A 19,789-nucleotide genomic window follows, 5' to 3' on the forward strand; every position below is an offset into this window, starting at 1 on the left:
GAGGATGGGCTCATGCTGCTCGCCCGTGTTGCGGAGGTGTCCCGGGAGATTGCCGCCGCCTCGGCGCGCTCGCGCAAGATCAGGCTCCTCGCCGAGCTGTTCGCGGAGGCCGAGGCCGAGGAGAGCCCCCTCGTCATCGCGTATCTCTCCGGCCGGCTCCCGCAGGGACGGATCGGGGTCGGCTGGAGCGTGCTCAAGGAGGTGGTCCCACCCGCGGTCCCGCCCGCCGAACGGCCCGGACTCACGCTCGGGCGCGTCGACGAGACGATGACGGAACTCGCGGCGGTCGCGGGAGCAGGCTCCCGGGCCGAGCGCACCCGGCTCGTCCATGCCCTCTTCGCCGCGGCCACCCACGACGAACAACAGCTCCTGTTGCGGCTGCTCACCGGGGAGGTGCGCCAGGGGGCTCTCGACGCCGTCGCTCTGGAAGGCGTCGCCCAGGCCGCAGCCGTGCCCGCCGCCGAGCTGCGGCGTGCCGTGATGCTCGAAGGCTCGCTGCCCCCGGTCGCGCAGGCTGTGCTCGCCGAAGGTGCCCCCGCGCTCGACCGGTTCACCCTCCGGGTCGGCAACCCCGTACAGCCGATGCTCGCGCACACCGCGGCCTCCGTCACCGAGGCGATCGGCGCTCTCGGGCCCTGTGTCGTCGAGGAGAAGCTCGACGGCATCCGGGTCCAGGTGCACCGGCGGGGTGAGGACGTCCGGGTCCACACCCGTTCGCTCGACGACATCACCGACCGGCTGCCCGAAGTGGTCGCGACCGCGCGCGCCGTCCCGGCCGACGGCTTCATCCTGGACGGGGAGGTGATCGCGCTCGACCCCGGCACTGGACGGCCCGTGTCGTTCCAGTCCATCGCCTCCCGGGTCGGATCCCGCACCGACGTCGCAGGGGCGCACGCCGCCCTCCCCCTCACCGCGGTCTTCTTCGACGTGCTCGCGGCCGACGGCGAGGGACTGATCGACCGGCCGGGCCGGGAACGGCACGCGGTCCTCGCCCGACTGCTCCCCGAATCGCAGCGCGTCCGCCGCCTCGCCTTGACGGATCCGGCGGACCCCGGGCAGGTGGAGGCAGCCGAGCGGTTCTTCACCGACACGCTGGCCAGGGGACACGAAGGCGTCCTGGTCAAGGCGCTGGACGCGCCCTACGTGGCCGGCCGCAGGGGACGCACCTGGCTGAAGGTGAAGCCCGTCCACACCGTCGACCTCGTCGTCCTCGCCGTCGAGCGGGGCCACGGGCGCAGAACCGGGCTGCTCTCCAACCTGCACCTCGGCGCCCGCGGGGCCGACGGCGGTTTCGTCATGCTCGGCAAGACCTTCAAAGGACTCACCGACGACATGCTGCGCTGGCAGACCGAGCGGCTGCGTGAACTGGCCGTGGAGGACGACGGATTCACCGTGCGGGTACGGCCCGAGCTCGTTGTCGAGATCGCCTACGACGGACTCCAGGCCTCGACGCGCTACCCGGGCGGTGTCACCCTCCGCTTCGCCCGCGTCCTGCGGCACCGCCCCGACAAGCGGGCCTCCGATGCCGACACCGTCGAGGACATCGTCGGCCGCTCCTGAGCGGAGGCCGTCGGCCCTCGCGGGACGACGCCCCGCGAGGGATGCTGGAGACGTGGCACGACGAGTGCCGGCACGACGAGCGCGGGGCGCCACGAGCGACCGGCGGCCGCGAGGAGATGAGCGACGTGTACGACTTGCACATCGACACCGACGTGACCGTGCAGCTCAGTGGCTGCAGCCGGGAGGACGCGCAGGCCGTCTTCGGCGTCCTCGACGGTGTCTACGAGCTCGAGGACATGACGGCCCCGGGGCCCCAGGCGGCGGCCGCACCGTCGCCGACCGTCTGGACGGCCACCTTCGACACGGCGGGCGGACGCCACCAGGAGGTGCGTCCCACCCATCTGACCTCCCCGGTCGGCGCCACGCTCAGCGGCGGATACCACGCCGTCAACGAGGTCGAGAAGGTGCTCGCCGCCGGCTTCGACATCCAGTCCCAGCAGTCCGTCTCCGGTGACCAGGAGACCGAGGCCCGACTGTTGCTCGCCTCCCGCTGAGCCCGAGGCGCTGAGCCTGAGGCGCTGAGCCCGAGGCGCTGAAGCGCGAACTCCCCGGACGGAGCGGACGGGCGCCGTCCGGGGTTGACGTGTGCCCGTGCGCTTGAAGGACCCCCCTGCCTTCCTCGGTATACACCGTGTGTAGAGTTCTCCGTCTGCCGTGAGTGCCGCCCTGACCAGGCGGTTTCCGGCCGTACCGAAGACATCACCGGGGAAAGCGGGTTCCACCATGTTCCGATCCAGGCTGGGCCGACGCAGGGGGACGGCCACTGCCCTGATCGCCGCGGCGTCATTGATGCTGACCCTCGGCGGCTGCGGGGTCGACACCGTCACTCCGCAGGACGCCCGGGCGGAGGGCGGAACGGACGACAAGGCGGGCGCCGCCGCCCGCCGCGTCGACTGCGCTCAGGTGAAGTGCATCGCGCTGACCTTCGACGCCGGGCCGGGCAAGGACACTCCCCGGCTGCTCGACATCCTCAAGGAGAAGCAGGTCCCCGCGACCTTCTTCCTGCTCGGCAGCAAGCACGTCGACCGCTATCCGAAGGTGGTCAAGCGCATAGCCGACGAGGGGCACGAGGTCGCCAACCACACCTGGACCCATCGGATCCTCACCGATCTCGACGAGTCGGAGGTCCGCGAGGAGCTGTCCCGCACCCAGGACGCCGTCGAGAGGATCACCGGCCGGAGGCCCACCCTCATGCGCCCGCCCCAGGGCCGCACCGACGGAGCCGTGTCCGACGTCAGCAGGGAACTCGGGCTCGCCCAGATTCTGTGGAGCATCACCGCCAAGGACTACTCCACCACCGACTCCGCCCTCATACGGCAGCGCGTGCTCGAGCAGGCGCACGGCGACGGGATCATCCTCCTCCACGACATCTACGACGGCACCGTCCCGGCCGTTCCGTCCATCATCGACGAGCTCAAGCGGCGGGGCTTCACCTTCGTGACCGTGCCCGAACTGCTGGCCCCGGGCGAGGCCGAACCGGGTGCCGTGTACCGCCCCGAGAAGGACTGACGAGACCACCCGAAAACCGGGTGAGGTGACTCACACCGCCCACGGGGGCATGCTCGGAACATTCGGGAAACGTTCATCGTTCATACGTATGTGACACCGAAGGGGCCCGGTCCCCTAGGTCCCCCCCATGTGGTGACCGCCCTTCGCGTCACGGCAGATCGGCCCCGGTTGGAATCCCCCGTCCAACCGGGGCTCTGTCGTTCCCGGTCACCCCTGCGCACGGCATGACAGCGGCGCGTGAGCGGCGCGCACCCCGGCGCGTTCGACCCGTTCGAGTGAGCCCCGGCATGGTGGCTCAGCCCTCGGGCAGTGATCATCCCGAGCGCCGATTCGATCACCCGCCGGCCGCTCCGACCAGGGACGATCGAAGGGGGACCCCATGTTCCACACGACCTCGCGCACTCGCCACGCGCTGCTGACCGCGGCCGCCGCGCTCCTGCTGTCCGGCTGTACCGCCGTCGGGACCGGTGCCCCCGCGACCTCCGGCGTCCCCTCCGGCAGGACGGCCCAGGACGCGCTCCTCAAGGCCGCCGAGCACCGGCTCGTCGTGGACTGCCTGAGCGGCCGGGGGCTCTCCCTGACGCCCAGGCCCCGTGCCCCGGACGAGGAGCGCGAGCTCCAGGCGGCGCTGTTCGGTGCCGGTCCCCGAGAGCTCTCCGTCACGCTCTCCACGGGCGCCACCGTCACCGCGCACGAGGACGGCTGCGTCGCAGGTGCCCGGCAGCGGCTCTACGGCGACCAGCGCCGCTGGTTCCGGGCCCAGGTCGTCATCGGCAACCTGCGTGCCGAGGCCCAGGCCCGGATGCGCGCCGACCCCACCCACCAAGCGGCACTCGCCCGGTGGACCCGCTGTGTGACGCCACCCGAAGGCCCCCGCCCCGACCGCCCCGATCCGGCCGTCGCCGCCCGCTGCTCCCGCGAGAGCGGACTCGACGAGGTCCGCGCGCGGCTCGAGGCAGCCGAGCTGGCCACGGTGCGTGCGCTGCGGCGGGACGAGCTCACCACATACCGGCAGCTGCGCGACCGCGCACTGCGGCAGGCAGTCGAACTGCCCGCGCCCACCCACCCGCAGAAAGGCACCACCCTCTCGTGAAGCGACTTCTCGTCACCACCGCCGCGGCCCTGTTCGCCGCCACCGCCGGTCTCGCCCTCGCGACCTCGGCCGGCGCGGCCGAATGTCCCAGCGGTGAGTTCTGCGTCTGGCAGGACTCGAACTTCGGTGGCCAGCGCGCCAACTGGAGTGGGGACGACGGCTGGTGGGAGAGCTGGATCTCCGACACCGACTCCTCCTGGGCCAACCACGGCATCTCGGGACCCGGCATCAAGGACCACGTCAAGGTCTACGAGAGCGCCTGGCAGGGCGGCGGCATGACCATCTGTCTCGCCCCGGGCCAGGAGGTCGGCTACAACGGTGCGGCCAACGACCGGGGTGATTCCCACACCTGGTCGATGGGCTGCTGACACCCGCTCCACGCGCCCTCCCCGCGTCGTGGAACGGCCGCCCGTGCCCCTCCCCGCCGTTCACCGGGCGGGGAGGGGGCGGTGCGGCTGCCCGTCAGTTCTCGTGGCCCAGCCACAGATCGGGGCCGAAGACCTCGTAGTGGATGTCGGCTGCAGCGACGCCCCGGCCGACGAGATCGCCGCGGACCGCGCGGAGGAAGGGCAGCGGTCCGCAGAGGTACGCCGTGACGCCGGTCGGCAGGTCGAGCGCCGTGACGTCGGCGCGGCCCGCCCGGGCTCCGGACTCGCCCGGCTCCTCGTACCAGAGGTGCAGCGCCCCCTGCGGCAGCGCGTCCACGAGGCGGCGCAGTTCGGCGGCGTGCGCGTGGGAAGCGGGCGTGCGGTCGGCGTGGACGACGACGACCGGCCGGGTCGACCCCGTGGACGCCAGGTGGTCGAGCATCGCCAGCATCGGGGTGCTGCCGATCCCCGCGGAGGCGAGAAGCAGCGGGCTCTCGCCCTCGGGCAGCACCAGGTCGCCGAACGGCGCGGAGACCTCCACTGTGTCGCCCGCGCGGGCGTGATCGTGCAGCCAGGACGAGACCTCGCCGGCCGGGTCGCCGTCGACCCGCTTGACGGTGATCCGCCACTGCGGGCGGCCGGGCGCGGCGGACAGGCTGTACTGGCGGATCTGCCGGGCGCCGTCGGGCAGGGCGACCCGGACGCTCACGTACTGGCCGGGGCGGAAGGCCGCCGTGGGCGTCCCGTCGGTGTGCCGCAGCACGAAGGAGACGGTGTCGGGCGTCTCCTCCCGCCGCTCGGCCACCTCCATCGACCGCCAGACCTGGCCCTCGGCGACACCCGCCTGCTGGTAGAGCCGGGTCTCCACCGCGATCAGCGCGTTGGCCATCAACCAGTACACCTCGTCCCAGGCCCGTGCGACCTCGGGCGTGACCGCGTCCCCGAGGACCTCGACGATCGCGGCGAAGAGGTGCTCGTGCACCGTCTTGTACTGCGCGGAGGTGACGCCGAGCGAGGCGTGCTTGTGAGCGATCCGCGACAGCATCACGTCGGGACGCTCGTCGGGCCGTTCGAGGAGGGCCACGGCGAAGGCCGCTATGGAGCCCGCGAGCGCCTGCCGCTGCTCGCCGCTCGCCTGGTTGCCCCGGTTGAACAGGTCGCGCAGGAGCTCGGGATGGGCGGCGAAGAGGCGGCCGTAGAACCGCTCGGTGATCCGGTCGAGCGCGCCGCCGACGACGGGCAGAGTGGCGCGGACGACCGGGACGGCCTGCTCGGACAGCATGGGTACTCGCAATCTGGTAGATGATCTACGTATTTAAAGGTGTGCGTGCGCGCCGTCGGGCGCGTACGGCTCAGAGGGTGGGTCGTGGGCTGAGGGAGAGCAGCAGGGGGCCGGTGGGGGAGTCGACCAGCTCCGCCACGGTCAACGGGTCGAGCGCGCGGTAGAACGCCTCCTGCGCCTCGCGCAGCGCCCCCCGCAACCGGCAGGCCGTCCGCAGCGGGCACGGGGGATCGCCTTCGCAGGCGACGACCTCTTCCTCGCCCTCCAGGGTGCGGGCCAGCCAGCCCACCGAGGAGCGGCGACCCCGTTCCGTGAGGGCCAGCCCGCCGCCGCGGCCGCGCCGCGCCTCCACCACGCCGAGGTGCTGGAGCCGGGTGACCACCTTCGCCATGTGGGCGTAGGGCACGTCCATCGACTCCGCCACCTCGCGGGTGGTGACGGATTCCTCCGGTGCGGTGACCGCCAGGCGCATCACGGCGCGGAGTGCCAGGTCGGTGAACTTCGTCAGCCTCACGCCATGACCGTATCAAAGCGGTATCCCGCATGCGTATTAAGGGTCCCCCGTGTGGATGCGAAGGATGCCGTGCACGAGTCAGGGGCGTCGCCGGTAGTGCCGCCACAGCCACCAACCGCCCGAGACCAGGCAGCTGGTGGTGAGGACGATCCCCACGACCGGCCACCGGCCGCCCGCGATGTGGATGTCCGTGACGACCACCAGAAAGAGGGCGACCGCCGGCAGCACCATGGAACCCATGGCCTTCAGGCCCGCACGGGCCATGACGGGGTCGAGCCGGACACCGCGCGAGGAGCGCGGGTCGGGCGACCCGGCGTAGAAGACGGTGGCCCGATCGGTCACGCGCGTGGTGCCCCGGTAGTACCCGACGGCCATGTACGGGAGCCAGACCAGCGGTGCCACCAGGCCGACCAGGAACACGGCGCCGAGGAGCGCCCACCTGCCGATGCGGACCCATCGGCCGGCCTCGTCGCCCGGCGTGACGAGGCCGAGGAGCTTCGCCATCCGGACGATCAGGTCCCGGAACGCCGCCACGCGTCCCCGGCCGCCTCCGCTTCCCGGCCGGGTGCCGGCCGGATCGAGCGCGACCCGCGCGGTCTCGGTGTCCCCGTACACCCCCTGCAGGACGAGGAGTTCGGCACCGCGCTGCGGGTCCGTGGAGTCCAGCCCGTCGACGGCGGCGATCTCGAGGACGGTGCGCACCTGGGTGAGGAGCGCGCCGCAGAAGGCCAGGGGGATGAGCAGCAGGAAGGGCCCGCCGACGAACGCGCCCTCCGCCGTCACGGCCCGTCGTCCACGGGTCACGACCAGGGCGCGCAAGGCGGCCGCGTCGGCCTCGGGGTGGGCCTCACGGAGGCGGGCCACGCTCGGACCGGCCCCGGGGCCCAGATGGCGCAGAGCGAAGGACGCGAGCGACTCCGGAAGCCTGCCGGGCTCCGCCAGGACCTCCTTCAGAAGGGATCCGGCGAGCCCGGCGGCCGGTGCCGCCCGCGTCCTCTTCCGCACGTCCGGGTGCGCCTTCCTCTCCTGCGCTCCGGAAGCTCAGGCCAGGACCTTGGCCTTCGCCTTCTCGAACTCCTCTGGCGTGATCGCGCCCTTGTCCTTCAGTTCCGCCAGCCGGGCCAGCTCGTGGGCGGCGCCGCCACTGCCCTCCTGCGGGCCTGCGGTCTTGCGGATGTAGTCCTGGAACGCGGCCTCGCTGTCCTTGGCCCGCTTGACGTCACGCTCGCCCATGCCCTTGCCCCGGGCGATGACGTAGATCAGCACGCCGAGGTACGGGAGGACGATGCAGAAGATCAGCCAACCGGCCTTCGCCCAGCCGTTCAGGGAGTGGTCCCGGAAGATGTCGCCGATCACCTTGAAGAGCAGGAACAGCCACATGATCCAGAGGAAGAACCACAGCATGGTCCAGAAGAGGTCGAGGAGAGGGTAGTCGTCCATACCGGCGCACTCCGTTCCCGCACCGGCCGGGGAGGCCGGGCATGGAGCGAGTTTCACCCAGCCCGGCCGCCTCCGCATGTCGTGGCCGCTCCACGTGCGGGCCCCCGGCGCGTGTGGCCCCTCCACGTGCGGGCTCCCGGCCGCCGTGTTCGGATGGAGGCCGCCTGCCGCACGAGGGATCGGAGCGCCATGGGGCCGGTGGAATGTGTCGTGCTCGCCTTCCCGGGGGAGCGCACGGCCTCCGGCGGGGCGCCCTCGGTGAGCGATCAGCTCGTCCGGCTCGGCGAACTCGCCCGGCAAGGGCTGCTCACCCCCGAGGAGTTCGCGGCCGCCAAGGCCGGCCTCCTGGGCATCTGAGGGATTCAGGGAGTCCGAGGGATCCGGGGCGCCGGAGGGATTGGGGGCGCCCGAGGGATTGGGGGCGTCCGAGCGGTTCGGGGTCGCGCTTCAGGCGCCGCGCAGGGCCGCGAGCGCGCGGTCGGCGTGGGCGCTCATGCGCAGTTCGCTGCGTACGACCTCCCGCACCCGCCGGTCCTGGCCGATCACGAACGTCACCCGCTTCGTCGGCGCGAGCGAGAACCCGCGCTTCACGCCGAACCGGTCGCGTACGGCGCCGTCCGGGTCCGACAGCAGGGGATAGCCGAGGGAGTGGCGCTCGGCGAACTCCTGCTGCCGCTCCACCGGGTCCGTGCTGATGCCGACGGGCAGGGCGCCGACGGCGCGGAACTCGGCCGCGAGATCCCGGAAGTGGCAGGCCTCGGCGGTGCAGCCGGGGGTGAGTGCGGCCGGGTAGAAGAAGAGGACGACGGGTCCTTCGGCCAGCAGGCCGCTCAGGGAACGTGCGGCTCCCGTCTCGTCCGGCAGGCTGAAGTCCTCGACGAGGTCACCAACGTTCATAGAGGCCCGTCCCCGATCCGTACGTGCTCCGCCACCAGCGCGTCCGGTGGCCGGGCGGTGACGTTACCGCACGGTAGGACGCGCCGTCACCCTTTCGGGTGCCCGGTCGAGCACCGTCGGGCACGGTCAGGCCCGGGGCGCCGCAGGGACCGTCGCGGCAGCCGTCCCGGCCGCGGCCTTCTCTGCCGCCGCTCCGCCGCGGGCCCTGACGCGCCGGTCGAGCACGGTGAGGGCGCGTTCGCCCCAGCGCAGGTTCTCCTCCTCGAAGAACCGGCCGCGCATCAGCGTCAGGTACGGGCCGACCCGCTCCGCCTCGTCGAGGTACGTCTCCTCGTCGCGACCGGCGAGCATCCACTCCCGCAGCCGGTCGTAGCGGGCCAGCTTGGCCCGCGACGTCTCCATCCGCTGGGCCACGAACGCGCGGACGGCCGCCGTGTCACCCCCGTCGCAGGCCTGGACCTGGACCAGCAGCTCGTCCCGTACGGCGCTGGGGCGCGGCGGCGTGGCGGTGTAGGCGGCCAGATCCCGCATCCCCGGCTCGGTGAGGCTGAACATCCGCTTGTTGGGACGCCGTTCCTGCTCCACCACACGCGCCGTGATCAGGCCGGCTTCGGCGAGCTTGTCCAGCTCGCGGTAGAGCTGCTGCGGAGTGGCTGCCCAGAAGTTGGCGACGGACACGTCGAAGATCTTGGCAAGGTCGTATCCGGATGCCTCGCCCTCCAGGAGAGCTGCGAGGACGGCGTGCTTGAGCGACATTCCGACACGCTAGCAGCACGTTGAATAGTTTCCTCCGCACCTATTCAACCGGCGATCCCCAGGCCGGACGGGGGTCCTAAGCTGGCACGTCCGTCCGGCGCCTGCCTAGGCTGGAGGGAGGGGACGGCAGATCCGAGGGGCAACGCGATGGACAGCCACACGTTTGTCTATACCACCTATATCCGGACCACCCCCGACGAGCTCTGGCAGGCGCTCACGGACCCGGCTTTCACCCGGCGGTACTGGGGTGTGGCCTTCGAGAGCGAGTGGACCCCCGGTGCCCCCATGGTCTGGGACGAGGTGGGCCGCCGGACCGTCGACCCCGATCAGGTGGTCCTGGAGGCCGAGCCCGGCCGCCTCCTGTCGTACACCTGGCACACCTTCACGCCGGCGTGGGCGGAGGCCGTACGGCTCGGACGGGAGGTGTACGAGCGGCTCGCCCGGGAGCCCCGGTCCAAGGTGACCTTTCGGATCGAGCCCTCGGGTGACACGGTCAAGCTCACGGTCACCCACGGCGACCTGGACCCCGACGGCCTGATGAAGGGGATGATCGGCGAGGGCTGGCCCGCGCTGATCTCCAGCCTCAAGTCCCTTCTGGAGACGGGCGAGGAACTCCCTGAACCGCCCCGCTGAGCCGGTCGCCTTCCGCTTCGCCGGGCCGGTGGGAACCGCTTCGCCGAGCCGGTGGGAACCGCTTCGCCGGGCCGGTCGGCATCCGCGTCGCTGACCCATTCGAGTCGTCTCGGCCGCCACTCCGGCGCCACGCCCGGCCCCTTGATCATCTGTTTCTCCTTTCATCCGATTTGATGCTGCGGTCGGCACCGCCTGCCGACGTCCTGGCCCTCGTCGGAAAGGGAAGGGTGTGTCGGACGCGTCGTCACGCAGACATGTACGGGGGTGGGGAGCGCTCTCCCTGGCCGTCGGAGCCGTTCTCGTCAGTACGGCGGCCCAGTCGCCGGCCGATTCCGACGCGCGTTCCCTCGCGGCACCGGAACCCACCGCCCTCGTCACGGTGGACGGCTGCGTCGCCGCGGGAGGGCTCTGCTCCGCACCCCGCCACACCGTCGAGCTCCGGGGCGGACGGGTTCTGGCAGGGAAGGCGGTCACCCTCGGAGACCGGGTCTCCGGACCCGTGGAACTCGCCCTGCGCACCCCCGGCGTACTCGCCGACGTCACCGTCACCGATCAGCGCGGCCGCCGCGTCGCAGGGGCCCCGAGCGTCGACGGCACCCGCTGGACCAGTACCACGTCACTCCCCGCGGGCGCCCGGTACGCGGCCCGCCTCGTCGTCGAGCGGGCCGGGGCCCAGGGCCGCGAGCGGCACGTGGCGCGCCTGGACCTCCGTACGCTCGCCGCCCCCGCAGGGGAACGCCTCACCGTCGCCTTCGGCCCCGACGACGGAGGCACGTTCGGCGTGGGCCAGCCGGTCACCGCCGAACTCAGCCATCCCGTACCGGCGGACGAGACCCAGGCCCGCCGCGTCGTCGAACGCGGCCTCCTGGTGCGGACCGAACCCCATGTCGAGGGCGCCTGGTACTGGGTCGACTCCGACACCCTCCACTACCGGCCCCGCGCTTACTGGCCCGCCCGCACCACGGTCCGGGTGCGCAGCGGCCTGGACGGGGCCAGGGTCTTCGGCGGGCTGTACGGCGGCCGCTCACGGCCCGTCACCTTCACCACCGGGGCCCGGATCGAAGCCGTCACCGACGTCGCCGCCCTCACGACGACCGTCTTCCGCGACGGCGAGCCGCTCCGCAGCTTCCCGGTCACCACCGGCAAGGCCGGTTACCGGACCCGGGGCGGCACCAAGGTCGTCCTCGGCAAGGAGCCGCTCGTCCGGATGCGAGGCGACTCCATCGGCATCGCCCGGGGCAACAGCGACTACTTCGACCTGAAGGTCCGCTGGGCCACCCGGGTGACCTGGAGCGGCGAGTACCTGCACGCGGCGCCCTGGTCCCTCGACGCGCAGGGCAGCGAGAACGTGAGCCACGGCTGCACCGGCATGAGCACCGAGGACGCCGCCTGGCTGTTCTCCACGGTGCGTGAGGGCGATCTCGTCCGTGTGGTCAACGGGTACGGCGAACCCATGACCCCCTTCGACAACGGCTTCGGCGACTGGAACCTCAGCTGGCCCGACTGGCGCCGGGGCAGCGCCTTCGCCTCCGGCGCCGCGGCCCCCCGATCCGGAAGTGACGGGTCCGCCCTCCGCCCGGCACTGTGACCCGACCCGACCCGACCCGACCCGACCCGACCCGACCCGACCCGACGCGACCCGACCCGACCCGACGCGACCCGACCCGACCCGACCGGACCCGACCCGACGCGTCCCTCCCCGTCCCCACGCGATCCGGAAACCCGGACCGTCCCCCCGACCGCCCCCCGACCGCCCCCCCGCCCGGCCCGCTCGGCGGCCCGGCACCGGTTCAGCGCCCCGGCGTCGGCCCGCCCGCCTCGGGCGACCTCTCCGGCGCGGTGGGAACCGACGCCGGTGAGGGCTCACCGATGCTCAGCCTCGGGCGCCGCTGCAGCCCCGCGCCGACCAGGACGCCCAGGGCGATCGCGGCCACGGTGATCACCGTGGTCACCAGACTGTCCAGGCCGCCCCCGGTGTCCCCCTCCACGATGATCTCCGAGACGCTCGTGAGTCCGATGGCGCCGGGCACGAGCAGCCAGAAGCAGGGCAGGAAGATCACCTGGTCCGGAGTGTGCGAGTGGCGAGAGATCCAGCGCGCCATCAGGGGCAGCAGCATGCCGGCAGCGAAGGCGCCGAAGGTCACCCCGGCGAACTCGGAGGCCGCCGACTGCACGAACCGTTCGGCGACCAGGGCGCCGAGCAGCCAAAGGGTGACCCGTGGCGGGGCGGAGAAGTACAGCAGGAACCCGAAGCCGAGCAGCAGGACCCCGACCCAGGGCGCCCAGGTGCCGAGCGGTCCGGCCGCCGTCCCGGACGACGGGTGGGGCGTGACGAGTTCGGTGCCGACGAGGATGCCGAGGGCCAGGAGCAGCAGCACGTTCAGGGCGCCGGCCAGCCGGGCGATGCCCGACAGCGCGGCACCGGTGGCGAGTTCGATGGCGCCGAGCGTCAGCGCGGCTCCGGGCAGGAAGGCGATCAGCGGCGGGACGTACAGCACGGTCGGCGCCTCGTGCAGCAGCGGGCCCGCCCAGCGCAGCGAGGCCGCCGTGACGAGGATCGCGGCGACCACCGGCAGCGCGGTACGGGCAGCGGGGAGCCGGTCCCCGAAGAGGCGCAGCAGACCGACGCCCGCGCCGAGCACCGTGTAGCCGACGACGGCCGGGACGGTCGCGTGCCGCATGACGCCCAGACCCACGGTGAGCAGGACGTAGCCGAGTACGGTGGCCGCCGGACTGAACGGCTCCGGGCGTTCCCTGAGTTCCCGGAGCGCCCGTGACACGTCCTCGAACGGCACGGCCTCCGCGCGCATCCGCTTCACCAGCGACTGCAGCGCCTCCACCTGGTCGAGCCGCAGGTCGGGCCCTTCGACCGGGGCGAGGTCCAGCTCGCCGCCCCGGCCGTCGGGGCCGCCGCCGACCCGGACGAAGAGGCCGGTGGGGACCACGAAGGACCGCACCCGCATTCCGTAGCGCGCGGCCACGTCGTGCAGCGCGCGCTCCACCTCGGCCGTCTGCTCCCCGGCCCGCAGCAGCTCGGCGCCGAGCTCGCAGAGGAGCGAGGCCAGGTCCCTCAGCCGCTCCCGGCCGGCGTCCTCCGCCTCCGGCACGGTGAGGGCGTCCCTGCCGCGTCGCCGTGGCCGCAGGGCGGCCGCCCTGCGGCCGAGAGCACGCACGTCGAAGCGGGACAACAAGCGCATTCGGGAAAAACTAGCAGCGCCTCGGCGCTCACACCCGACCGCGAACGCCGTGTCCGCCGCAGGCCCTCCTACCGGTACTCGACCGTCAGTGTCACCGGCGTCGCCTGGTTCACGAAGAGGTACGCGGTCCCGGTCGGCGCCGACGAGAAGCCGAGCCGGAACTGCGTGACCCCGCCCCGGTTCAGCGCCGCGAGCGCCTCGGCCGAGAGGTCCGTCGACACCGCGCTCCCGGACGAGAACGCGTCGACGCGCGCCGCGCCCGCCACCGTCGGCGCCGCCGACCAGTCCGCCGGCTCGACCGCGCAGCCGCCGAAGCAACCCGTGCGCAGGTCCACCCGCAGCAGGTTGCCCGAGGGCGACGCCCACGGGTCACCGGAGCCGCTCGACCTGGTGACGGTCAGCCAGGCCCGGGTGACCTCCCTGCCGGCCGGGATCCGGGAGGTGTCGAAGGAGACCACCGACCGGTTCACCTTGCCGTCCGTGCCCCGCCCCAGGGCGAGACCGTACGCGTCCTCCAGCGTGCCGACCGCCGCGCCCGAACCGTCCGCCGCCGCCTTCACGTACCCGTCCTCGGCGTCCGCGCTCGACAGGACCGTCCGGTCGCCCGTGGGCGGAGGCGTGCCGGTGCCGCGCAGGGCCCGCACCATGCCCATGATCGCCTCGATCTGCTTCCCGCCGTGCCGGGCGTAGGCCGTGTCCCCGAGGTAGCCCCACCAGTTCCAGCAGCCGTTCGGGTTCTCCAGGGTCGTGGTCGGTGCCGCCTGCGGATAGAGCACGATCATGTCGTTGGTGTCGGCGTACTCGTTCAGGTACGCGTTCTCCACGAAGCGGGTCCCGAAGCCCTGGTACGCGTACCCCTGCTTGCAGCCGTGCAGCGCCACGAGGAGTGTGCAGCGGGCCCCCTGGGCGCACGACGCCGGGACGTACGCGAAGCCCTCCGCGCCCATCGAGAGGGCCGCCGCCGAGCCGCCCGGCGCGTACGCGTTCTGGTCGAAGCGGATCAGCGAGCCGCCGGTGCCGGAACCGGGCGCCGCGACCGAGCCCAAGAGATGCCCGAGCAGCGCCCCCTCCGCGTCGATCCCGCAGTTGTTCAGGAACGGAGTCTGCGTCACCGTGCACGAGTTGGGGCCGAGCGGAGTGATCCAGGCGTGCCCCGCGGCCGTCGACCGGTTGTACTGGACCCGGGCGCCGAAGCGGCCGTAGTAGTCGGCGAGCGCGTCCGCCACCGGCCGCTTCACCGTGCTGTCGCCCGAGCCGCTGAACACGTACACCGGGTCACCGGCCAGATTCGCCACCGGGTCGACCTGGCCCTGCGCCGACCGGTCGCGCGTGGCCTGTTCCAGCGCGGCGAGCTGAAGGTTCTGGGTGGTGTCCATACAGGCGTTGAGCGCGGTGGCGAGCTGGCCGCGCGCGCAGTCGTACGGCCCCGAAGCGAACGCCGCCGAGCCCTCGAAGGTACCCGAGTACGCGACGTGCAACTGGGTGGCCATGTACCCGCCGGACGACACCCCGGCACTGAACACGGAGCCGATGTCGTAGCCCTGGAGCGTGCCGGGCACGGGCGGGGGAGCCGCGGCCCCGGCGGGGGACGCGGTGGGAGACAGGGTCGCGGCGACGCACAGCAGCAGCGCCGCGAAGCGGCGTGGCCCGCTGCGACGGGTGGGACGGGGTGAACGCATGGGATCTCCCGGGCGGCTCGTTCCTGACGGAGGGTCGGCCGGGAGGTTATGGGCGGTCCGCGGCCCTCCTCCATGGGCGAGGACGCCACAATCCGGCCGCTCCGGTATGGCGGCCCATCACCTGGCAGCCGCCTTGGGGCCGCCGGACCCGAGCTGCGAGGATGCGGTCATGGCAGATCACGAGGACAGGGACGGCCGGCTGGCCGAGGCGGTCGCGCTGCGCGGACAGGGCCACCGGGAAGAGGCCCGCGAGCGGCTCGTCGCCCTCGCCGCCCGGCACCCGGAGGACGCGGAGGTCGCGTACCAGACGGCGTGGGCGCACGACGTCCTCGGTCGGGAGAAGGAGGCCGTGCCGTACTACGAACGCGCCCTCGCGGGCGGCGGGGCCACGGGCACCGGGCTCACCCCCGAGGACCGGCGCGGGGCGCTCCTCGGCCTCGGCAGCACCTACCGCGTCCTCGGCCGCTACGACGACTCCGTCGCCCTCCTGACCGGCGCCGTCGAGGAGTTCCCGGAGGACGGCTCCCTGCGGACCTTCCTCGCGATGGCCCTCTACAACACGGGCCGGCACCACGAGTCGACGCGGCTGCTGCTCCGGCTGATCGCCGCCACCAGCGAGGACCCGTCCGTACGGGCGTACCGCAGGGCCATCGAGCACTACGCCGGGGACCTCGACGCGGTCGAGTGAGGCGAGGTCGATCGAGGCGAGGGCGGTCCCGCGCGCGGGGGACCGCTCACCGTCGCTGGTTCACCGCCGGGGTGGGTCGCGCCGGTCAGGCGTCACCGCCGCGGTGCGGTCGGTGCCCGTCAGTCGTTCACCGCCGTCAGGAGCACCACCGCGTCGTCCAGGGCGGTGATCCCGTGCCGCTCCCTGAGCATCCGCAGCGTGCCCGTCGACAGCTCCTCCGCCCGGCCCGCCATCGTCAGGTTCACCCGGCCCCGCAGCACCTGGAGGCTCGCCGCCGGCGGCGCGTTGTGCTCGTCCAGGGACGTGCCCGCCGTGAGGGCGATGACGGACTGCCGGAGTACCCCGTCGTGCATGATCAGATGGGCGCTGCGCCCGTGCGGCGCGGTGCGGGCCGCGGCCATGTGCTCGTCGGCCAGGGCGGTGAGGTCCAGCTTCATGACTCTCCCTGCGGGATGCGCGGGCGGATACCCCCAGCCTCCCGTGTGACGTCCGGGACGCAACTCGGGGCCGTCTGTCCGGAACGCGCCGCCACGATCCCGCCGGCGGCGACGAACACCCCGCCGGCGAGCAGCGCCGCGGACCAGCCGTGCTCCGCGTACAGCCAGTTCCCCGCGAGGGAGCCGAGCGCCCCGCCGCCGAAGGTGGCCAGCATGAAGACCGTGTTGACCCGCGCGGCCACCTCCCGGCCGATCCCGAAGATCCTCGCCTGGTTGGCCACCTGGCAGGAGCTGACCCCCGCCACCAGCAGATTCGCCGCCGCGACCAGGCCCACGGGGGAGTGCGGGACCAGGCCGGCCACACCGAGCCCGAGCCCCGCGAGCCCCAGCCCTCCGGCGCTCACAAGGGCTGCCCCGTACCGGTCGGTGAGCGGCCCCGCCGTCGCCGAGAGCAGCGCGGCGGGCAGGGTCAGCACCCCGAAGAGCCCGGCCGCACCCGGTCCGTACCCCAGCGGCGGCGCCGCCAGGTGGAAGGCGAGCACCGCCCAGAAGACGCTGAACGCGGCGAAGACACAGGCCCCGAGCAGAGCCGAGACCCGCAGCGCGCGATGGGACGCCAGGAGCCCGGGCAGCCCGGCGAGGAGCCCGGCGTACGAGGTGCGACCGCGCGCCCCAAGCCGCTCGGGCAGCCTGCGCGGCAGGACGCACAGCAGGGCCGCCGTCGCCGCGGCGGCCACGAGGTAGGCCGCCCGCCAGCTGCCGCTCGCGTCGGTGACGGCGCCGGAGACCGTACGCGAGAGGGTCGAGCCCAGTGTGAGCCCGAGACCCACGAGCCCGACGGTCCGGCCCTGCCGTCCCGGGCCCGCGAGCACGGCCGCCACCGGAGTGAGGATCTGCGGAAGCACCGTCGTCGTGGACAGCGCGAGCGTCGCGAGCGTCAGCGTGACCATGCCCGGCGCCGCCGCCGCGACGAGCAGCGCGGCCGTGGTGAGGGCGAGCAGCACCGAGGTCAGGCGTCGGAGCCGCGCGGTGTCGGCCAGCGGCACCAGGAGCAGGATGCCGAGCGCGTACCCGATCTGCGCGACCGACGCGATGAGTCCCGCCGTCCGCTCCGTCACGTCGAGGCCCCGGGCGACAGCGGCGAGGAGCGGCTGCGGGAAGTAGATGTTGGCGACGGTGACGGCGCCGGCGACGGCGAACAGAGGGACGTTCGCCTTCATCGGCCGCTCGGGCGCGGTGGAGGGGGCCGGGGCGGTGGTGCGAGGGTCCACGAAGTCTCTTCCGTACGGGGGAGGGGGACGCCTCCAGGCTCCCCGCCCCCGCCCGGGCGGAACAAGGTGTCATCATGAAACCGGCGTTGAGCCGCACTCAACGATCGCGGCGGCCGTATGGGAGGTCCGGTGCTCGAACGGTACGAACTGGAAACCTTCCTCACGCTCGCCGAGGAGCTCCACTTCGGACGCACCGGCGAGCGCCTCGGCGTCTCCACCGGCCGCGTCAGCCAGACCGTGAAGAAGCTGGAGCGCCGCATCGGCACCCCGCTCTTCGCCCGCACCAGCCGGAGCGTCGCCCTCACCCCGGTCGGTCTGCGCCTGTACGAGGACCTCCTGCCCGCCTGCGCACAGCTCCGCGCGGCCCTGGAGCGTGCCACCGGGGCCGGACGCGGCGTCCGCGGGAGACTGCGGGCCGGCTTCGGCACGCCGTGGGACGCGGAACTGCTCACGGCGGCCGCCGACGCGCTCCTCGGCCGTCATCCCGGCTGCGAGATCACCGTCCGCGAGGTCCCCCTCGACGGTGGAGTGCGGCTCCTCCAGGACGGCGCGCTCGACATCCAGATCGCCGCCTTCCCCGTGCGCGAGCCGGAGCTGACCACCGGCCCCGTCGCCGTCCGCGACGACCGGGTCCTGCTGCTGCCGGCCGCCCACCCGCTGGCCGGACGGCCCTCCCTCTGCCTCGAGGACCTCGCCGGACTGCCGCTGATCACCACCGGCGGCGACCACCCGCGCCACTGGCTCGACCACCACTACCCCCGGCACACCCCGTCCGGGGCCGCCATCCCCAGGGGCCCGGTCGCGGCCACCTGGCAGGAGGTCCTCTCCCATGTGACGGCGGGCCGGGGCGTCACCCCGGGCGCGGCCAGGGGCGCCCGCTACCACCCCCGACCCGGCATCGCCTACGTCCCGCTGCGGGACGCCCCGCCCCTCGAGTACGGCCTGGTCTGGCCCACCGCCGCCGACTCCGCCCTGATCAGAGCGTTCGTGGCGGAGGTCGGCACCGTACGGGAGGCCTGACCCCGGGCGTTCAGTCGCCGTCGCGGGGGACGAGCGCGCCCGTCAGATGGTCGTACGCCACGTGCGCGTGCAGCCGGACGGCGGTGACGAGGGTGCCGTCGTCCGCGTAGAAGTGCGGGTTGTGGTTGGTCACCAGACCGCGGCCGCCGGGCACCGGCACCGGCCGCCCGGACGCGTCCAGGGCGGCGTCCTGGACGCCGAGCATCACGTACAGGCCGCCGAAGCGGCCCACCAACTCGGAGACGTCGTCGTACCCGAGCGTCCCGCCCGTCTCCACCACACGCTCCTCGCCGACCACCCGGCGGAAGGTCGGGAGGCCGGCCTCCACCCACGGCCCGCTGTTGTGCACGGGCGGGACCGGCTGCAGGTACTCCACCGTGGCCGTCGCCCCGAACGCCGCCGCCGAGTGCTCCGCGAGCACCGTGAGACGCCGCTCGACCCGTGCCATGTCGGACTCGACGGCACACCGGACCGTGCCCCACAGCGTCACCGTCTGCCCGACGATGTTGAAGCGGCCGACGTCCTCGATGTGCCCGATGGACACCGTGACCGGGTCGAACGCCGACACCTGCCGGTACAGCTGCCCGATGCCCGTCAGGACCGCCCCCACCGCGGGCATCGGATCGATGCCCTCCCAGGGCGTGGAGCCGTGGGTCTGTCTCCCGGTGACGACGATGCGGACGAGGGCCGAGGCCCCGTACTGGTTGCCGATCCGGTAGCCCACGTACCCCTTCGGATGCGGAGTCACATGCAGCCCGAACGCCATCGTCGGCACCGGGTCGGCGAACGCGCCCGCATCGACCATCGCCCGCGCCCCGCCCTCCTCGGTGACCGGTGGGCCCTCCTCGGCGGGCTGGAAGACGAGGAGCACGGTGCCCGGCAGCCGGTCGCGCACTCCCGCGAGCACCGTCGCCGCGCCGAGCAGCGCCGCCGTGTGGCAGTCGTGCCCGCAGGCGTGCGAGACGGGGAACGGACCGCCCGGGTAGTCGGCGTCGACCACTTCGGAGGCGAAGTCCGCCCCGCACAGGTCCTGGACCGGCAGCGCGTCCATGTCCGCCCGCAGTGCCACGACCCGCTCGCCCGCGGCCCCGCCGCGCAGAACGCCCACGACCCCGTGACCGGCGATGCCGGTACGGACCTCGTCGAGGCCGAGGGAGCCCAGGTGGTCCGCCACCAGGCGGGCCGTGTCCACCTCACGGTTGGGCAGCTCCGGGTACCGGTGCAGGTGGTGCCGCCAGGCCACCACCTGATCCGCCACCTCGGCCGCCCGCTTGTCCAGTTCCTCGTGGATCGCCTCGCCGCCCAACGTGACTCCCTGTCGTTCCGGCCGGTGCCGATCGGCCGTGGTCATGGGGTACGTGCTCCACCAGGCTGCCATCCCCGGCGGCGCGCGGCACCGTCCCTGCGCGCACCTGCCGCCGCACGCTCACATCGCCGAGCCGGTC

Annotated in this window: 21 protein-coding genes; 10 read left to right on the forward strand and 11 right to left on the reverse strand. The window is 73.2% G+C overall.

Annotation, left to right across the window (positions count from 1 at the left end; translation table 11 throughout):
- Nucleotides 1–12 precede the first annotated feature (12 nt).
- The 5 genes from ACFQ79_RS20745 to ACFQ79_RS20765 all read left to right on the forward strand — a co-directional run bounded on the left by ACFQ79_RS20745 (nucleotide 13) and on the right by ACFQ79_RS20765 (nucleotide 4,530).
- A complete protein-coding gene (locus ACFQ79_RS20745; protein ID WP_383585562.1) occupies nucleotides 13–1,560 on the forward strand; it encodes an ATP-dependent DNA ligase in 1,548 nt (515 codons plus the stop codon).
- Between the two features lie 41 nt (nucleotides 1,561–1,601).
- Entirely contained in the window at nucleotides 1,602–2,054 is a 453-nt protein-coding gene (locus tag ACFQ79_RS20750) for a hypothetical protein (protein WP_383585564.1), read from the forward strand.
- Between the two features lie 229 nt (nucleotides 2,055–2,283).
- Entirely contained in the window at nucleotides 2,284–3,069 is a 786-nt protein-coding gene (locus ACFQ79_RS20755; RefSeq protein ID WP_383585566.1) for a polysaccharide deacetylase family protein, read from the forward strand.
- A 379-nt stretch (nucleotides 3,070–3,448) separates the two neighbouring features.
- Nucleotides 3,449–4,162: a hypothetical protein gene (locus ACFQ79_RS20760; protein WP_383585568.1), complete on the forward strand. Its 714-nt coding sequence runs from the start codon at nucleotides 3,449–3,451 to the stop codon at nucleotides 4,160–4,162.
- Nucleotides 4,159–4,530 (forward strand): peptidase inhibitor family I36 protein, encoded by a 372-nt coding sequence (locus ACFQ79_RS20765; protein ID WP_383585570.1) that lies wholly within the window; start codon nucleotides 4,159–4,161, stop codon nucleotides 4,528–4,530. The genes ACFQ79_RS20760 and ACFQ79_RS20765 overlap by 4 nt, the downstream gene beginning before the upstream one ends.
- Nucleotides 4,531–4,624: 94 nt before the next feature.
- Here the strand turns inward: ACFQ79_RS20765 and ACFQ79_RS20770 are convergent, their stop codons facing one another.
- The 4 genes from ACFQ79_RS20770 to ACFQ79_RS20785 all read right to left on the reverse strand — a co-directional run bounded on the left by ACFQ79_RS20770 (nucleotide 4,625) and on the right by ACFQ79_RS20785 (nucleotide 7,766).
- A complete protein-coding gene (locus tag ACFQ79_RS20770; protein WP_383585572.1) occupies nucleotides 4,625–5,812 on the reverse strand; it encodes a globin domain-containing protein in 1,188 nt (395 codons plus the stop codon).
- Nucleotides 5,813–5,882: 70 nt separating this feature from the next.
- Nucleotides 5,883–6,326, reverse strand: coding sequence for an RrF2 family transcriptional regulator (locus ACFQ79_RS20775; protein ID WP_383585574.1), 444 nt, complete (start codon nucleotides 6,324–6,326; stop codon nucleotides 5,883–5,885).
- Nucleotides 6,327–6,404: 78 nt separating this feature from the next.
- Nucleotides 6,405–7,331, reverse strand: coding sequence for a hypothetical protein (locus tag ACFQ79_RS20780; RefSeq protein ID WP_383585575.1), 927 nt, complete (start codon nucleotides 7,329–7,331; stop codon nucleotides 6,405–6,407).
- A gap of 36 nt (nucleotides 7,332–7,367) precedes the next feature.
- Nucleotides 7,368–7,766: an SHOCT domain-containing protein gene (locus ACFQ79_RS20785; RefSeq protein ID WP_383585577.1), complete on the reverse strand. Its 399-nt coding sequence runs from the start codon at nucleotides 7,764–7,766 to the stop codon at nucleotides 7,368–7,370.
- A gap of 189 nt (nucleotides 7,767–7,955) precedes the next feature.
- Between ACFQ79_RS20785 and ACFQ79_RS20790 the strand changes: the two genes are divergently transcribed.
- Nucleotides 7,956–8,123, forward strand: coding sequence for an SHOCT domain-containing protein (locus ACFQ79_RS20790; protein WP_383585579.1), 168 nt, complete (start codon nucleotides 7,956–7,958; stop codon nucleotides 8,121–8,123).
- Between the two features lie 90 nt (nucleotides 8,124–8,213).
- Here the strand turns inward: ACFQ79_RS20790 and ACFQ79_RS20795 are convergent, their stop codons facing one another.
- Together ACFQ79_RS20795 and ACFQ79_RS20800 are read right to left on the reverse strand one after the other, a co-directional pair.
- Complete coding sequence (locus ACFQ79_RS20795; RefSeq protein WP_030316940.1) at nucleotides 8,214–8,663, reverse strand: peroxiredoxin; 450 nt, start codon at nucleotides 8,661–8,663, stop codon at nucleotides 8,214–8,216.
- Between the two features lie 126 nt (nucleotides 8,664–8,789).
- Complete coding sequence (locus ACFQ79_RS20800; protein ID WP_383585580.1) at nucleotides 8,790–9,419, reverse strand: PadR family transcriptional regulator; 630 nt, start codon at nucleotides 9,417–9,419, stop codon at nucleotides 8,790–8,792.
- Between the two features lie 147 nt (nucleotides 9,420–9,566).
- Here ACFQ79_RS20800 and ACFQ79_RS20805 point away from each other — a divergent pair, with 147 nt between their 5' ends.
- Both ACFQ79_RS20805 and ACFQ79_RS20810 read left to right on the forward strand, forming a co-directional pair.
- Nucleotides 9,567–10,052 carry an SRPBCC family protein gene (locus ACFQ79_RS20805; protein WP_383585582.1) on the forward strand — a complete coding sequence of 162 codons (486 nt, stop codon included), beginning with the start codon at nucleotides 9,567–9,569 and terminating at the stop codon, nucleotides 10,050–10,052.
- A gap of 229 nt (nucleotides 10,053–10,281) precedes the next feature.
- Nucleotides 10,282–11,640 carry an Ig-like domain-containing protein gene (locus ACFQ79_RS20810; RefSeq protein WP_383585584.1) on the forward strand — a complete coding sequence of 453 codons (1,359 nt, stop codon included), beginning with the start codon at nucleotides 10,282–10,284 and terminating at the stop codon, nucleotides 11,638–11,640.
- A 202-nt stretch (nucleotides 11,641–11,842) separates the two neighbouring features.
- Here ACFQ79_RS20810 and ACFQ79_RS20815 read toward each other — a convergent pair whose 3' ends face one another.
- Entirely contained in the window at nucleotides 11,843–13,249 is a 1,407-nt protein-coding gene (locus tag ACFQ79_RS20815) for a threonine/serine exporter ThrE family protein (protein ID WP_383585586.1), read from the reverse strand.
- A gap of 68 nt (nucleotides 13,250–13,317) precedes the next feature.
- A complete protein-coding gene (locus ACFQ79_RS20820) occupies nucleotides 13,318–14,928 on the reverse strand; it encodes a PHB depolymerase family esterase (protein ID WP_383585588.1) in 1,611 nt (536 codons plus the stop codon).
- Nucleotides 14,929–15,097: 169 nt separating this feature from the next.
- On the opposite strand from ACFQ79_RS20820, the gene ACFQ79_RS20825 reads away from it, so the two are divergent.
- Entirely contained in the window at nucleotides 15,098–15,616 is a 519-nt protein-coding gene (locus ACFQ79_RS20825; RefSeq protein ID WP_383585590.1) for a tetratricopeptide repeat protein, read from the forward strand.
- A gap of 119 nt (nucleotides 15,617–15,735) precedes the next feature.
- On the opposite strand, the gene ACFQ79_RS20830 is transcribed toward ACFQ79_RS20825, so the two are convergent.
- Nucleotides 15,736–16,053, reverse strand: a complete 318-nt coding sequence (locus ACFQ79_RS20830) for a cupin (RefSeq protein ID WP_187624761.1) — start codon at nucleotides 16,051–16,053, stop codon at nucleotides 15,736–15,738.
- Nucleotides 16,050–17,324, reverse strand: coding sequence for an MFS transporter (locus tag ACFQ79_RS20835; RefSeq protein WP_383585592.1), 1,275 nt, complete (start codon nucleotides 17,322–17,324; stop codon nucleotides 16,050–16,052). Before ACFQ79_RS20835 ends, ACFQ79_RS20830 begins: the two co-directional genes overlap by 4 nt.
- 129 nt (nucleotides 17,325–17,453) lie before the next feature.
- Here ACFQ79_RS20835 and ACFQ79_RS20840 point away from each other — a divergent pair, with 129 nt between their 5' ends.
- Nucleotides 17,454–18,344, forward strand: coding sequence for a LysR substrate-binding domain-containing protein (locus ACFQ79_RS20840; RefSeq protein ID WP_383585594.1), 891 nt, complete (start codon nucleotides 17,454–17,456; stop codon nucleotides 18,342–18,344).
- A 10-nt stretch (nucleotides 18,345–18,354) separates the two neighbouring features.
- On the opposite strand, the gene ACFQ79_RS20845 is transcribed toward ACFQ79_RS20840, so the two are convergent.
- Entirely contained in the window at nucleotides 18,355–19,695 is a 1,341-nt protein-coding gene (locus ACFQ79_RS20845; RefSeq protein WP_383585597.1) for a M20 family metallopeptidase, read from the reverse strand.
- Nucleotides 19,696–19,789: the final 94 nt, after the last annotated feature.

This window comes from Streptomyces sp. NPDC056480 (assembly GCF_042795405.1).
Lineage (GTDB): Bacteria > Actinomycetota > Actinomycetes > Streptomycetales > Streptomycetaceae > Streptomyces.

What these genes read in the sequence shown, in the direction of transcription:
- ACFQ79_RS20745 (WP_383585562.1), top strand. Translation starts at nt 13, where the DNA reads ATGCTGCTCGCCCGTGTTGCGGAGGTGTCCCGGGAGATTGCCGCCGCC.
- ACFQ79_RS20750 (WP_383585564.1), top strand. Translation starts at nt 1,602, where the DNA reads ATGCTGGAGACGTGGCACGACGAGTGCCGGCACGACGAGCGCGGGGCG.
- ACFQ79_RS20755 (WP_383585566.1), top strand. Translation starts at nt 2,284, where the DNA reads ATGTTCCGATCCAGGCTGGGCCGACGCAGGGGGACGGCCACTGCCCTG.
- ACFQ79_RS20760 (WP_383585568.1), top strand. Translation starts at nt 3,449, where the DNA reads ATGTTCCACACGACCTCGCGCACTCGCCACGCGCTGCTGACCGCGGCC.
- ACFQ79_RS20770 (WP_383585572.1), bottom strand. Translation starts at nt 5,812, where the DNA reads ATGCTGTCCGAGCAGGCCGTCCCGGTCGTCCGCGCCACTCTGCCCGTC.
- ACFQ79_RS20785 (WP_383585577.1), bottom strand. Translation starts at nt 7,766, where the DNA reads ATGGACGACTACCCTCTCCTCGACCTCTTCTGGACCATGCTGTGGTTC.
- ACFQ79_RS20790 (WP_383585579.1), top strand. Translation starts at nt 7,956, where the DNA reads ATGGGGCCGGTGGAATGTGTCGTGCTCGCCTTCCCGGGGGAGCGCACG.
- ACFQ79_RS20795 (WP_030316940.1), bottom strand. Translation starts at nt 8,663, where the DNA reads ATGAACGTTGGTGACCTCGTCGAGGACTTCAGCCTGCCGGACGAGACG.
- ACFQ79_RS20800 (WP_383585580.1), bottom strand. Translation starts at nt 9,419, where the DNA reads ATGTCGCTCAAGCACGCCGTCCTCGCAGCTCTCCTGGAGGGCGAGGCA.
- ACFQ79_RS20805 (WP_383585582.1), top strand. Translation starts at nt 9,567, where the DNA reads ATGGACAGCCACACGTTTGTCTATACCACCTATATCCGGACCACCCCC.
- ACFQ79_RS20815 (WP_383585586.1), bottom strand. Translation starts at nt 13,249, where the DNA reads ATGCGCTTGTTGTCCCGCTTCGACGTGCGTGCTCTCGGCCGCAGGGCG.
- ACFQ79_RS20820 (WP_383585588.1), bottom strand. Translation starts at nt 14,928, where the DNA reads ATGCGTTCACCCCGTCCCACCCGTCGCAGCGGGCCACGCCGCTTCGCG.
- ACFQ79_RS20825 (WP_383585590.1), top strand. Translation starts at nt 15,098, where the DNA reads ATGGCAGATCACGAGGACAGGGACGGCCGGCTGGCCGAGGCGGTCGCG.
- ACFQ79_RS20830 (WP_187624761.1), bottom strand. Translation starts at nt 16,053, where the DNA reads ATGAAGCTGGACCTCACCGCCCTGGCCGACGAGCACATGGCCGCGGCC.
- ACFQ79_RS20845 (WP_383585597.1), bottom strand. Translation starts at nt 19,695, where the DNA reads ATGACCACGGCCGATCGGCACCGGCCGGAACGACAGGGAGTCACGTTG.